Source organism: Streptomyces sp. NPDC044044 (assembly GCF_056434405.1).
Map to the genome: position 1 here is coordinate 194,856 of NZ_JBWKFG010000004.1, position 13,312 is coordinate 208,167.

Below are 13,312 nucleotides of genomic sequence, written 5' to 3' on the forward strand. Positions count from 1 at the left end.
CCACCAGGCACGAAAAAGGACCCTTGAGAGCAATCTCAAGGGTCCTTCTCACAGCTCTCCCGACTGGACTCGAACCAGTAACCTGCCGGTTAACAGCCGGCTGCTCTGCCAATTGAGCTACAGGAGACCGAGCTCCCCCGACTGGACTCGAACCAGTAACCTGCCGGTTAACAGCCGGCTGCTCTGCCAATTGAGCTACAGGGGATCGTCTCGTTGCATCGAACGCAGCTACCTGGGAACTCTCCAGGCGGCGGGCGGTCGCTGCGACACATACATTAGCGCAAGCAGGGGGGTGCTCCGCCAATCGGTATCCCCCCACCGCCGACGCAGAGCAGCAGACGGGCGACAGACGCCCGAACGCCGACGCAAGGGAAGGGTGGCAGCCATGCGCTACCGGCTCACATTCGTGGCTGGAGTGGCTCTCGGGTACGTGCTCGGTACGCGGGCCGGACGTGAGCGCTACGAGAAGCTGAAGAAGTCCGCTCGTGAGTTCGCGCAGAACCCGGCCGTGCGCAACACCGTGGAGTCCGCGACGCAGCAGGGACGCGACGTGGCGGGCAAGGCCTTCCACTCCATGTCCGAGAAGGTGGGGGACCGGGTTCCCGACTCGGTGGCCGACCGGGTGCGCTCGCTGCGCGAGCGCGGCCAGGGCGGCGGCGAGGACGACTGGGGCACCAGTAACACGTAGCCGGGACCGCTCCAGGGAGCTGAGGTACGGCAGACGTCGCGCGGTGCGGCAGAATTCCCGGCATGGGGATAGTCGCAGGGTTGGACAGTTCGCCCGATTTCACGCGCATCGTGGTCTGTGACGCGGACACGGGCGCCGTACTCAAGCAGGGCTATGCCCCGCATCCGACGGAGGGCCCCGATGGAGCGGGCCGTCCGTCCGACGTGGATCCGCAGGCCTGGCTGCTCTCGCTCGGCGAGGCGGCGGGCGGCGGGCTGCTCGAAGGCGTGCAGGCCATCGGCGTCTCCGCGCAGCAGAACGCGGTCATCCCCCTGGACCAGCACGGCAACACCGTGCGGCCCGCGCTCGTCGGCAACGACCGGCGGGCGCAGGTCGCCGCGGCCGACCTGATCGACGGGCTCGGCAGCCGCGAGGCCTGGGCGCAGGCCGTGGGCTGCGTCCCGCAGGCCGCGCACCCCGTGACGAAGCTGCGCTGGCTGGCGAAGAGCGAGCCGGAGTCGGCCCATCGCGTCGCCTCCCTCATGCAGGCGCACGACTGGCTGGTGTGGCAGCTCCTCGGCCGGCCCGCGCGGCGCACGACCGACCGCGGCGGGGCCTCCGGGACCGGCTACTGGTCGGCGGCGACGGGTTCGTACCGCCCCGATCTGGTCGAGCTCGCGCTCGGGCACCAGACGATGCTGCCCGAGGTGATCGGCCCCGCCGAGGCCGCCGGGACGACGCCCGAGGGGCTGCTGATCTCCGCGGGGACCGGCGAGACGATGGCGGCGGCGTTCGGGCTCGGGGTCCAGCAGGGCGACGCGGTCGTCTCGTTGGGGGCTTCGGGGTCCGTGATGGCCGTGCACCACGAGGCGCTCGTCGACCCGAGCGGGACGATCACCTCGCTCGCGGACGCCACGGGCATGCATCTGCCGGTGGTGCACACGCTGAACGCGGTGCGCGTACTGCGCGGCGTCGCCGAGATGCTCGGGGTCTCCGACCTCGAAGGGCTCTCCGATCTGGCCATGAAGTCGACGCCGGGCGCGCACGGGCTCGTACTCCTGCCGTATCTGGAGGGTGAGAAGACGCCGAATCTGCCGCACGCCGCGGGCACCCTGACCGGGCTCCGGCGCGAGTCGATGCGGCCCGAGCATCTGGCGCGGGCGGCCTTCGAGGGCATGCTGTGCGGGCTCGGGGACGCGCTCGACGTGCTGCGGGGCCGTGGCGTGGACGTGCGCCGGGTCTTCCTGCTCGGTGCGGCGGCGGAGCTGCCCGCGGTGCAGACGGCGGCGCCGATGCTGTTCGGCACGCAGGTCGTGGTGCCGCAGCCCGCGGACTACGCGGCGATCGGCGCGGCGCGCCAGGCAGCCTGGGCGCTGAACGGTCAACTGCCTTACTGGCAGGGGGCGTCCGCGCAGGTCTTCGAGCCGGGTGACGAGCAGGCCGTGGGGCAGGCGGTGCGGCAGCAGTACCGGACCGTGCGGGAACAGGCGCATCCCGGGGCGCTCTCGGGTTCTTGACCCAGGCAATTTTTTTACCCGGTCATGGCTTAATCGGTTGCGTGCGCCAGGGTGCGGTATCGGAGTATGGAGGGCGCCCACGCCAGAAGCCCCGCCCACGCCTCTCGAGAGACCTCGTGCTCATACGACTCCTGCGGGCCCATCTGGGTCCGTACAAGAAGCCCATCGCCTTGCTGGTGCTGCTGCAGTTCCTGCAGACCTGCGCCTCCCTCTACTTGCCCACGCTCAACGCCGACATCATCGACGAGGGCGTCGTGAAGGGCGACACGGGCTACATCCTGTCGTTCGGCGGCGTCATGATCGCTGTCACCGTCGCCCAGGTGGTCTGCAACGTAGGTGCCGTCTACTACGGCGCCCGCACCGCATCCGCTCTCGGCCGCGACGTGCGGGCCGCCGTCTTCGACCGCGTGCAGTCCTTCTCCGCACGGGAGTTGGGGCAGTTCGGCGCTCCTTCCCTGATCACCCGGACCACGAACGACGTCCAGCAGGTGCAGATGCTGGTCCTGATGTCGTTCACGCTGATGGTGTCGGCGCCGATCATGTGCGTCGGCGGCATCGTCATGGCTCTCGGCCTCGACGTGCCGCTCTCGGGCGTCCTGATCGCCGTCGTGCCCGTCCTCGCGATCTGCGTGAGCCTGATCGTGAAGCGGATGCGGCCGCTCTTCCGCACCATGCAGGTGCGCCTGGACACCGTGAACCGCGTGCTGCGCGAGCAGATCACCGGCAACCGCGTCATCCGCGCCTTCGTCCGCGACGAGTACGAGAAGACCCGCTTCCGGCAGGCCAACGCCGAGCTGACCGAGGTGTCGCTCGGCACCGGCAAGCTGCTCGCCCTGATGTTCCCGATCGTCACGACCGTCGTGAACATCTCGTCGATCGCCGTGGTCTGGTTCGGCGCGCACCGCATCGACAGCGGCGGCATGCAGATCGGGGCGCTCACCGCGTTCCTCGCGTATCTGATGCAGATCGTGATGTCCGTGATGATGGCCACCTTCATGTTCATGATGGTGCCGCGCGCCGAGGTCTGTGCCGAGCGCATCGAGGAGGTCCTGGACACCGAGAGCAGCGTGGTGCCCCCGGCCTCCCCCGTCAGGGAGCTGCGGCGCCACGGCCACCTGGAGATCCGCGACGCGGGCTTCCGCTACCCCGGCGCCGAGGAGCCCGTCCTGAAGGCCGTCGGCCTGGTCGCACGGCCCGGCGAGACGACCGCCGTCATCGGGTCGACCGGCAGCGGCAAGTCGACGCTGCTCAGCCTGGTTCCGCGGCTCATGGACACCACCGAGGGCGAGGTCCTGGTGGACGACGTGCCGGTGCACACCATCGAGCCCGCGCTGCTCGCGAGGACCGTGGGCCTGGTGCCGCAGAAGCCCTACCTCTTCGCCGGCACGGTCGCCACCAATCTCCGCTACGGAAACCCGGACGCGACGGACGACGAGCTCTGGCACGCGCTCGACGTCGCCCAGGCCAAGGGCTTCGTCGAGAGCCTGGAGGAGGGCCTCGACGCGCCCATCTCGCAGGGCGGCTCGAACGTCTCCGGCGGTCAGCGCCAGCGGCTCGCGATCGCGCGGACGCTGGTGCAGCGCCCCGAGATCTATCTCTTCGACGACTCCTTCTCGGCCCTGGACTACGCGACCGACGCCGCCCTGCGGACCGCGCTCGGCCGTGAGACCGCCGAGGCGACCGTCGTGATCGTCGCCCAGCGCGTCTCGACGATCAGGGACGCCGACCGCATCGTCGTCCTCGACGAGGGCCGGGTCGTGGGGACGGGACGCCATCACGAGCTGATGGAGAGCAATGAGACCTACCGGGAGATCGTGCTCTCCCAGCTGACGGAAGCGGAGGCCGCGTAATGGCCGGTCCGGGCGGACGGATGATGATGACGGGACCGGACGCCCGGTCCATGGACTTCAAGGGGTCCGGCAAGCGGCTCCTTGCCCAGTTCAAGCCCGAGCGCGCCACGATGTACGGGATGCTCGCCGCCGGGTTGTTCAGCGTGGCGCTCACCGTGCTCGGCCCGAAGATACTCGGCAAGGCGACCGACCTGCTCTTCGCGGGCATCGTCGGCCGTGACATGCCGGACGGCGTCACCAAGGACCAGGCCATCGAGAGCCTGCGCGACAAGGGCGACGGCGGCATGGCCGACATGCTCTCCGGGGTCGACTTCACGCCGGGCGAGGGCATCGACTTCGGCGCCGTGGGCGAGGTGCTTCTGCTCGCGCTCGGGGTCTTCCTGATCGCGGGTCTGCTGATGGCGGTGGCGACGCGTCTTTCCAACCGCGCCATCAACAAGACCGTCTTCAAGATGCGCGGCGACGTGCAGGAGAAGCTGTCGCGGCTTCCGCTGTCGTACTTCGACAAGCGGCAGCGCGGCGAGGTGCTCAGCCGGGCGACGAACGACCTCGACAACATCGGCCAGACCCTGCAGCAGACCATGGGCCAGCTGGTGAACTCGCTGCTCACCATCGTCGGCGTACTGGTGATGATGTTCTACGTCTCGCCGCTGCTCGCCCTGGTGGCGCTGGTGACCGTGCCGCTTTCGTTCTTCGTGGCGACGAAGGTCGGCAAGCGCTCGCAGCCGCAGTTCGTGCAGCAGTGGAAGTCCACCGGCAAGCTCAACGCGCACATCGAGGAGATGTACACCGGGCACAACCTGGTGAAGGTCTTCGGGCGCCAGGAGGAGTCGGCGAAGGCCTTCGCCGAGCAGAACGACGCGCTGTACGAGGCCGGGTTCAAGGCGCAGTTCAACAGCGGGGCCATGCAGCCGCTGATGTTCTTCATGTCGAACCTCAACTACGTCCTCGTGGCCGTGGTGGGTGGCCTGCGGGTCGCGTCCGGTGCGCTGTCGATCGGTGACGTGCAGGCCTTCATCCAGTACTCGCGGCAGTTCTCGATGCCGCTCACGCAGGTCGCGTCGATGGCGAACCTGGTGCAGTCCGGTGTCGCGTCCGCCGAGCGGATCTTCGAGCTGCTCGACGCGGAGGAGCAGGAGGCCGACCCGGTGCCGGGGCTGCGTCCCGACCAGCTGCGCGGCCGGGTCGAGATGGACGACGTGTCCTTCCGCTACGAGAAGGACAAGCCGCTCATCGAGGACCTGTCCCTGAAGGTCGAGCCCGGTCACACGGTGGCGATCGTCGGGCCGACCGGCGCGGGCAAGACCACGCTGGTCAATCTGCTGATGCGGTTCTACGAGGTCACCGGCGGGCGCATCACGCTCGACGGGGTCGACATCGCGAAGATGTCGCGCGACGAACTGCGGTCCGGCATCGGCATGGTGCTCCAGGACACCTGGCTGTTCGGCGGCACCATCGCGGAGAACATCGCGTACGGAGCGGCCAAGGACGTCACGCGCGAGGAGATCGAGGAGGCGGCGCGGGCGGCCCACGCCGACCGCTTCTGCCGCACGCTGCCCGACGGGTACGACACGGTGATCGACGACGACGGCACGGGGGTGAGCGCGGGCGAGAAGCAGCTGATCACGATCGCGCGGGCGTTCCTGTCCGACCCGGTGATCCTGGTCCTCGACGAGGCGACGAGCTCGGTCGACACCCGCACGGAGGTGCTCATCCAGAAGGCGATGGCGCGGCTCGCCCACGGGCGGACCTCGTTCGTCATCGCGCACCGGCTCTCCACGATCCGGGACGCGGACACCATCCTGGTGATGGAGGACGGCTCCATCGTCGAGCAGGGCACGCACGACGCGCTGCGGGCCGCCGGCGGGGCCTACGAGCGGCTGTACAAGGCCCAGTTCGCCGAGGCCGTGGCGGAGGTCGACTAGGCGGACCGGGCGGACTAGTCGAGGTAGCCCCGCAGCTGGTCCGCGAAGGCGTGGTCCCGCAGCTTGTTGAGGGTCTTGGACTCGATCTGGCGGATGCGTTCGCGGGTCACGCCGAAGATCCGGCCTATCTCCTCCAGGGTGCGGGGCCTGCCGTCCGCGAGGCCGTAGCGCAGCTGGACCACCTTGCGTTCGCGCTCGCCGAGCGTGGAGAGGACCGCCTCCAGGTGCTCGCGCAGGAGGAGGAAGGCCGCCGACTCCACCGGGCTCGTCGCGTCGCCGTCCTCGATGAGGTCGCCGAGCGCGACGTCGTCCTCCTCGCCCACGGGCGCGTGCAGCGACACCGGTTCCTGGGCCAGGCGCAGGACTTCGCTGACCCGTTCGGGCGCCAGGTCCAGGTGGGCGGCGACCTCTTCGGGGGTCGGTTCGTAGCCCCGCTCCTGGAGCATGCGGCGCTGGACGCGGACGACGCGGTTGATCAGCTCGACGACGTGCACGGGGACGCGGATGGTGCGGGCCTGGTCGGCGAGGGCCCGCGACATCGCCTGGCGGATCCACCAGGTCGCGTACGTGGAGAATTTGTAGCCGCGTGCGTAGTCGAACTTCTCGACCGCCCTGATCAGGCCCAGGTTTCCCTCCTGGACGAGGTCGAGCATCGTCAGCCCGCGGCCTACGTACCGCTTGGCGACGGAGACGACCAGGCGGAGGTTGGCCTCGATCAGGCGGCGCTTGGCCATCCGGCCCACCACGACCAACTTGTCCAGGTCGAGGGCGAGTTGGGAGTCAAGATCGGAGGCGAGGCGCAGCTTCTCCTCGGCGAAGAGACCGGCCTCGACGCCGCGCGCGAGCTCCACTTCCTCCGCCGCCGTGAGCAGGGGGATCCGGCCTATCTCGCGCAGGTACTGGCGGAACAGGTCGGACGACGGGCCGCCGGTTTCGGTGCGGCCGCGGGGGGCGGGCTGGGGCAGCTCGCTGCTGTCCGGTTCGAGCGCCTCCGGTGCGTCCGGGGGTTCGGGGACCGCTTCCGCTTCGGGGCTCTCGGGGCCCGCCTCCGGGTGCCGTGCGGCGCGGCCCTGCGGTGGCACGGCCGCGATGACATCCGCATCCACCGCCGCCTCCGCTTCCGCGGCAACGGCGGTCTCGGTCTGGGTGAGGGTCTGGGTCTGCACGGGGGCGACCTCCATGATGATCGCTGCTGAGGCGTGCGGCAGCGGTTCAGCGGGATCGGCTTCGACGGCCTCGCCGCTGTCCGTCCCGAACACGATGTGTGGAATCGCGGGTGTACCGGATCCGCATCCGCTGTCTGCGGGCCGGCCGCGCTCCGAGGACTCAGGCACCGCAACCCAGTGTGGGGCACGACACACGGCCGCCACGAGGGGCGTGCGGTGACTTTTTGAGTCCGGTCCGTGACCGCGTGGTTACCCGACGGGTAACCAGCCGGGCGCACGCGAACCTCAGATCTCGCCACGGACGTGGCCCGGTCCCTGCCGGGCGGTGGCTCGGCCGCCTTCCCGACGGGAGCTCAGAGCGCGTCGGCGCCGCGCTCGCGCAACGCCCTGCCGTACTGCTGGAGGACCCACAATTCGTTCTGGACGGCCGCCAGTTGTGCGGGGTCCCCCTGTGCGCTCAGGCGGGCGAGGCTGCCCTGGACGTCGCGGATGCGGCGGTCGACGGCGCGCAGCCGGACCTGGACGAGCTGGGTGCCCGCATAGATCTCGTCCACCGATCTGCGCAGGATCGCCTCGACGGCCAGCTCGGTGACCATCGCGCGGACCGTGTCGTCCGGCGCCGCGTCCAGGACGCGGGCGAGGTAGGTCTGCGGCTCGGGGATGCCCGCCTCGGCGCCGCCCGCCTCCTCGACGCACTGGCGCACCGCCGCGTACGGCGGCGCGGTGAACTCGTCCACTCCGTACGCGTCGAAGGCCGGGGAGACCAACTCCGGGCGCTGGAGGGCCAGTTTGAGCAGCTCGCGCTCGGTGCGGTGGGCGGGGCTGCGCAGGGTGAGCGCGGGGCCCGATGGCGCGGACGGCGCCGTGGCCGCGTACTGCTGGTCCTGGCGCGTGCGCTGCTGCTGCGGGGCCGGGCCCCTGCCGCCGCGGTCGCGGGCCCAGCGCGCCAGCTGGGCGACACGCTTGACCACGAACTGGGTGTCCATGATGCCGAGCATCCCGGCGAGCTGGACGGCCACTTCGTGCTGTGCGCCGCTGTTCTTGATGCGGGCCACGACCGGCGCCGCCTCGTCCAGGGCCGCGGCGCGGCCCGCGGGGGTCTCCAGGTCGTACCGCCCGACGATCTGACGCAGTGCGAACTCGAAGAGCGGCGTGCGGGGTTCGACGAGGTCGGCGACCGCCGCGTCCCCCTTGGCCAGGCGCAGCTCGCAGGGGTCCATGCCCTCGGGCGCGATGGCGATGTACGTCTCGGCGGCGAACTTCTGGTCGTCCTCGAAGGCGCGCAGGGCGGCCTTCTGGCCTGCCGCGTCGCCGTCGAAGGTGAAGATCACCCGCGCCGAGCCGTTGTCCATCAGGAGGCGGCGCAGGATCTTGATGTGGTCGCCGCCGAAGGCGGTGCCGCAGGTCGCGATGGCGGTGGTGACACCGGCGAGGTGGCAGGCCATGACGTCCGTGTACCCCTCGACGACGACCGCGCGGGAGGTCTTGGCGATCTCCTTCTTGGCGAGGTCGACGCCGTAGAGCACCTGGCCCTTTTTGTAGATCGGCGTCTCGGGGGTGTTGAGGTACTTCGGGCCGTTGTCGTCCTCGCGCAGGCGGCGCGCGCCGAAGCCGACGACCTCGCCGCTGATGTCGCGGATCGGCCACATCAGCCGGCCGCGGAAGCGGTCGATGGGACCGCGGCGGCCCTCCTGGGAGATGCCGGAGAGGGTGAGCTCCTTGTCGCTGAAGCCCTTGCCGCGCAGGAACCGGGTGAGGTGGTCCCAGCCCGCCGGGCTGTAGCCCACGCCGAAGTGCGCGGCGGCGGCCTGGTCGAAGCCGCGCTCGGCCAGGAACTTCCGGCCGATCTCCGCCTCGGGGCTCTCCAGCTGGTCGATGTAGAACTGCGCGGCGATCTTGTGGGCCTCGACGAGGCGGATGCGCTCCCCGCGCTGGTTCGAGGGGTTGTACCCGCCCTCTTCGTACCGCAGCGTGATGCCCGCCTGGGCGGCGAGGCGCTCGACCGTCTCCGAGAAGGTGAGGTGGTCGATCTTCATCACGAAGGCGATCGTGTCGCCGCCTTCCTGGCAGCCGAAGCAGTGGAAAAGACCCTTGCTCGGGCTGACCTGGAAGGACGGTGACTTCTCGTCGTGGAAGGGGCACAGGCCCTTGAGGTTGCCTCCGCCCGCGTTCCGCAGCTGGAGGTAGTCGGAGACCACGGCGTCGATCGGGACCGCGTCCCGAACCGCCTTCACGTCCTCGTCATTGATCCTGCCTGCCACGTAGGAATACTACGGCCCGGCTGTGACACTCCCGCCCTGCCCCTTCACCCGAGCAGCGACTCCAGGGGGACGGACGGGTCCGAGAGGGACTCGGCGGGCGGCCGGGCGCCCGTGCGGATCAGCTTCTGGATGGTGTCCGTGACGTCCCACACATTGACGTTCATCCCGGCGAGCACACGGCCCTCGCTCAGCCAGAAGGCGACGAACTCCCGCTTCCCCGCGTCGCCTCGGACCACGACCTGGTCGTACGACCCCGGGGGCGCCCATCCCGAGTACTCCAGACCCACGTCGTACTGGTCCGAGAAGAAGTAGGGCACCCGGTCGTACGCCACGTCCTGGCCGAGCATCGCGCGGGCCGCGGCCGGGCCGCCGTTCAGGGCGTTCGCCCAGTGCTCCACGCGCAGCCTCGTGTCGAAGAGCGGGTGGTGGACCGCGGCCACGTCGCCCGCCGCGAAGATGTCCGGGTCCGAGGTCCGCAGGGAGGCGTCGACCACGACACCGCCGCCGTGCGCGCGGTCGGCGATCTCCAGCCCCGCGGACTCGGCGAGCGCGGTGCGCGGTGCGGCGCCGATAGCGGCGAGGACGTCGTGCGCGGGGTGCTCCTCGCCGTCGTCCGTGCGGGCGGCGAGGACCAGGCCGTCCTGGCCCGCGATCTCGGTGAGCGTGGCGCCGAAGTGGAAGCGCACGCCGTGCTCGGCGTGCAGGTCGGTGAACATCTGGCCGATCTCGGGGCCGAGGACCGCGTGCAGCGGGGTGGCCTGGGGCTCCACGACGGTGACCTCCGCGCCGTACGTGCGCGCGGCCGCGGCGACCTCCAGGCCGATCCAGCCCGCTCCGGCGATCACCAGGTGGCCGTTGTCACGGCCGAGAGTGGCGAGAACCTGACGCAGCCGGTCGGCGTGCGCGAGGCGGCGCAGGTGGTGCACGCCCACCAGGCCGGTGCCGGGGACGTCCAGGCGGCGCGGCTCGGCGCCGGTGGCCAGGAGGAGCTTGTCGTAGTGGATGACGGCGCGGTCCCCGAGGTGGACGGCCTTGGCCGCGCGGTCGATGGAGACGACGGTCTGGCCGAGATGCAGCTCCACGTCGGCCTGTGCGTACCAGGCGGGTTCGTGGACGAAGACGCTGTCGCGCTCCTCCTTGCCCAGGAGATATCCCTTCGACAGGGGTGGGCGCTCGTACGGGTGATCGCGTTCGTCACCGATGAGGATCACCCGGCCGGTGAAGCCCTCGGACCGGAGTGTCTCGGCCGCTTTCGCGCCCGCGAGACCTCCTCCGACAATGACGAACGTCTGATCCGCGTCGACCACTTGATGCCTCCTCAAAGCCTTGCCGTCAGGGGGGAGCGTCCCGCACGCAGCGTGATGGGGGAAGGGGTTGCGAACCGATCCGGCCAGTTTTCGTCACGCCCCGTGGTCGATCGGCTCATTCCGCATATGTCAGGGGTGTCGTGCCGTGAGCCGCGCGTGCAGGGAACGGGCGGCGGCGTCCGTGAGCGACGCGATCTGGTCGACGACCACGCGCAGCGCGGCGCGGTCGTCGGGCGCGGTGTCGTAGAGCGCGCGGAACTGCGGGTCGAGCCCTTCGGGGGCGCGGGCCGTGAGCGCCTCGGCCAGCTCGGCGACGATGATCCGCTGGTCGGCGCGGAGCCGCTCCTGGGCGGGGCGCTGCATCACGTACCGGTCGGCGACGGCCTTGAGGACCGCGCACTCGTGGCGGGCCTCGCGCGGGACGACGAGCTCGGCGGCGTACCTCGTGAGGGGGCCCTTGCCGTACCGCAGGCGCGTGGCGGTCTCGGCGGCGAGGCAGAAGTGGCCGATGAGCTGGCTGGTGGCGTCCTTCAGGCGGCCCTGGGCGATCGCGGATCCGTCGTACCCATGTGGCCACCACTCCTGTTCCAGGAGGCGGTCGAGGGCCTCGGAGAGCTCTTCGGGGTCGGTGTCCGCCGGTACATAACGGCCGATGGCGACGGCGAAGATGTCCTGGCGCTCGGGCTCGGCGTGCAGCAGGTTCGGGTCGAGGTGCCCGGCGTGCAGGCCGTCCTCGATGTCGTGCACCGAGTACGCGACGTCGTCCGACCAGTCCATGACCTGGGCCTCGAAGCAGATGCGGCGGCTGGGGGCCTGGCTGCGGACCCAGTCGAAGACCGGTCGGTCGTCCTCGTACACCCCGAACTTGGGGGAATCGGGGTCGGTGGGGTGCGCGCCGCGCGGCCAGGGGTACTTGGTGGCCGCGTCCAGGGCGGCACGGGTCAGATTGAGCCCCACGCTGACCAGTTCGTCCGTCTCCTCGCTCCGGACGAACCGCTTCGGTTCGATGCGGGTGAGGAGGCGCAGGGACTGGGCGTTGCCCTCGAAACCGCCGCAGCTCTCTGCGACTTCGTTCAGCGCCTGCTCGCCGTTGTGCCCGAAGGGCGGGTGGCCCATGTCGTGGGAGAGGCAGGCGGTCTCGACCAGGTCGGGGTCGCAGCCGAGGGCGGCGCCGAGCTCGCGGCCGACCTGGGCGCACTCCAGGGAGTGCGTCAGACGGGTGCGTGCGCTGGCGTCCCACGCTTCGTTGCTGCGCGTGCCGGGCGTGACCACCTGGGTCTTGCCTGCGAGGCGGCGCAGCGCGGAGGAGTGCAGGACGCGCGCGCGGTCCCGCTGGAAGGCGGTGCGCCCCGGCCGTTTGTCCGGCTCGGTGGCCCATCGCTCGACGGCGGCCTTGTCATAGGCCGCCTCGTGGTCGTACGCGTGCGGTGCAGTGCCTTCCATGCACCGACAGTAAACGCAAGCAGTGACAAAGAGGGCTTCAGGGGCCCTCGGTGGCCGACGGACGACTGCCGACGGACAACTGTCGGGCGGAGGTCACGCGGACGTCAGCTGACGGGGCAGAACCTGCGTGGCGGTCGCGCGGGCCTGGTCGTAGCGGTGCAGGAGGAGGCGGGCCATCGCCTGGTGGGCGCCGAGCGGGGCCGCCGCGATCCAGGGGGCGGCGTCGGCGCACTGCGTGGCGAAGCGGCCGGGTGCCGTGAAGTAGGAGGCCACGGCGGTGCGGTGGCGGCCGCGGGCGGCGAGGGCGTGCACCGCCGCGGGCACGCTCGGCGCGGAGGCCGTGGTCGTCGATGCGTACGCGGGCACCACCGGTACGCCGAGCCGCCGGGCGAGGAGGTCCGCCGTACGCCGGGTGTCCGTGGCGGAGTCCGGGTCGCGGGAGCCCGCGGCGGCGAGGACCACTCCGGCGGTGCGCCGGTCCGCCTGGCCGAGCCGGGCGGGCCAGCCCGCTTCGACGAGCCGGTCGTGCAGCGCGTCGACGAGCAGAGGGTGGGGGCCGAGCGGGGCGGCGACGCGCGTGTCGAGGTGCGGCGCGCCGGCGGCGGCCTCGGGGATGTCGTGCTTGACGTGGTAGCCGCGGCCGAGCAGCAGCGGCACGAGGACGGCGGAGCCGGTCGCCTCCGCGAGGGTGTCGGTGAGCAGCGGCTCGTTCAGCTCGATGTGGCCGAGGCGCACGGTGAGCCCGGGACGCAGCTCGCGGACCCGCTCGATGAGCGCCGTGACGGTGGCGAGAGCGCGGGGGTCGCGGCTGCCGTGGCCGACCACGACGAGGGCGGGCGCCGGTGCGGTGCCAGGTGCGGTGCGGGGTGCGGTGCGGCGCCTGCCGTCGAGCGACACGAGGGTGAGCTGGCTGCCGAGCTGGCTGGTGATCCGGTCCATGATTTGCGCCGTACTTTCGAGAGGGGTGCTGCCGGACTCGTCGCGAAGAGGGTTCGACGGCGTCATGGACCGAGGATGGCCGCGCCACGTTGCCGTCGCGTTGCGCGCCGGTGACGGGCCCTTTCGGCCTGGCTCACGGGCGGCGGCCCGGCGTTGTCAGTGCGGTCGCTTACCGTTGTCCACAGTGATCGGATCGGGGGGATCCGGCATCGGGGCACGGGGGAACGGGATGGAGCG

Annotated in this window: 9 protein-coding genes and 2 tRNA genes; 4 read left to right on the plus strand and 7 right to left on the minus strand. The window is 70.9% G+C overall.

The features are described 5' to 3' along the window. Positions 1-54: 54 nt before the first annotated feature. Together AC07AG_RS16630 and AC07AG_RS16635 are read right to left on the minus strand one after the other, a co-directional pair. Positions 55-127, minus strand: a tRNA-Asn gene (locus AC07AG_RS16630). 5 nt (positions 128-132) lie between these two features. After that, a tRNA-Asn gene (locus AC07AG_RS16635) sits at positions 133-205 on the minus strand. A 180-nt stretch (positions 206-385) separates the two neighbouring features. On the opposite strand from AC07AG_RS16635, the gene AC07AG_RS16640 reads away from it, so the two are divergent. The 4 genes from AC07AG_RS16640 (at position 386) to AC07AG_RS16655 (ending at position 5,959) form a co-directional block, all read left to right on the plus strand. Next, the gene (locus AC07AG_RS16640) at positions 386-688 is read left to right on the plus strand and encodes a YtxH domain-containing protein (RefSeq protein WP_478755815.1); all 303 of its coding nucleotides are present in this window, start codon (positions 386-388) and stop codon (positions 686-688) included. Between the two features lie 62 nt (positions 689-750). Then, positions 751-2,184 carry a xylulokinase gene (locus AC07AG_RS16645; RefSeq protein ID WP_478755816.1) on the plus strand — a complete coding sequence of 478 codons (1,434 nt, stop codon included), beginning with the start codon at positions 751-753 and terminating at the stop codon, positions 2,182-2,184. Positions 2,185-2,300: 116 nt separating this feature from the next. Beyond that, on the plus strand, positions 2,301-4,034 hold the full coding sequence (locus tag AC07AG_RS16650; RefSeq protein WP_478755817.1) for an ABC transporter ATP-binding protein: 1,734 nt from the start codon (positions 2,301-2,303) through the stop codon (positions 4,032-4,034). After that, positions 4,034-5,959 (plus strand): ABC transporter ATP-binding protein, encoded by a 1,926-nt coding sequence (locus AC07AG_RS16655; RefSeq protein WP_478755818.1) that lies wholly within the window; start codon positions 4,034-4,036, stop codon positions 5,957-5,959. The genes AC07AG_RS16650 and AC07AG_RS16655 overlap by 1 nt, the downstream gene beginning before the upstream one ends. 14 nt (positions 5,960-5,973) lie before the next feature. On the opposite strand, the gene AC07AG_RS16660 is transcribed toward AC07AG_RS16655, so the two are convergent. The 5 genes from AC07AG_RS16660 to AC07AG_RS16680 all read right to left on the minus strand — a co-directional run bounded on the left by AC07AG_RS16660 (position 5,974) and on the right by AC07AG_RS16680 (position 13,141). Continuing rightward, entirely contained in the window at positions 5,974-7,293 is a 1,320-nt protein-coding gene (locus AC07AG_RS16660) for an RNA polymerase sigma factor (protein WP_478755819.1), read from the minus strand. A 185-nt stretch (positions 7,294-7,478) separates the two neighbouring features. Next, the gene (gene dnaG, locus AC07AG_RS16665; protein WP_478755820.1) at positions 7,479-9,386 is read right to left on the minus strand and encodes a DNA primase; all 1,908 of its coding nucleotides are present in this window, start codon (positions 9,384-9,386) and stop codon (positions 7,479-7,481) included. A gap of 44 nt (positions 9,387-9,430) precedes the next feature. Beyond that, the gene (locus AC07AG_RS16670) at positions 9,431-10,693 is read right to left on the minus strand and encodes an NAD(P)/FAD-dependent oxidoreductase (RefSeq protein ID WP_478755821.1); all 1,263 of its coding nucleotides are present in this window, start codon (positions 10,691-10,693) and stop codon (positions 9,431-9,433) included. Between the two features lie 129 nt (positions 10,694-10,822). Beyond that, positions 10,823-12,136, minus strand: coding sequence for a deoxyguanosinetriphosphate triphosphohydrolase (locus AC07AG_RS16675; RefSeq protein ID WP_478755822.1), 1,314 nt, complete (start codon positions 12,134-12,136; stop codon positions 10,823-10,825). Between the two features lie 93 nt (positions 12,137-12,229). Then, positions 12,230-13,141, minus strand: a complete 912-nt coding sequence (locus tag AC07AG_RS16680; protein WP_478755823.1) for a sirohydrochlorin chelatase — start codon at positions 13,139-13,141, stop codon at positions 12,230-12,232. Positions 13,142-13,312 lie beyond the last annotated feature (171 nt).

Bases quoted from the DNA above. Each gene is read 5' to 3' on its own strand.
- AC07AG_RS16640 (WP_478755815.1), top strand. From the start codon at position 386: ATGCGCTACCGGCTCACATTCGTGGCTGGAGTGGCTCTCGGGTACGTG.
- AC07AG_RS16645 (WP_478755816.1), top strand. From the start codon at position 751: ATGGGGATAGTCGCAGGGTTGGACAGTTCGCCCGATTTCACGCGCATC.
- AC07AG_RS16655 (WP_478755818.1), top strand. From the start codon at position 4,034: ATGGCCGGTCCGGGCGGACGGATGATGATGACGGGACCGGACGCCCGG.
- AC07AG_RS16675 (WP_478755822.1), bottom strand. From the start codon at position 12,136: ATGGAAGGCACTGCACCGCACGCGTACGACCACGAGGCGGCCTATGAC.
- AC07AG_RS16680 (WP_478755823.1), bottom strand. From the start codon at position 13,141: ATGACGCCGTCGAACCCTCTTCGCGACGAGTCCGGCAGCACCCCTCTC.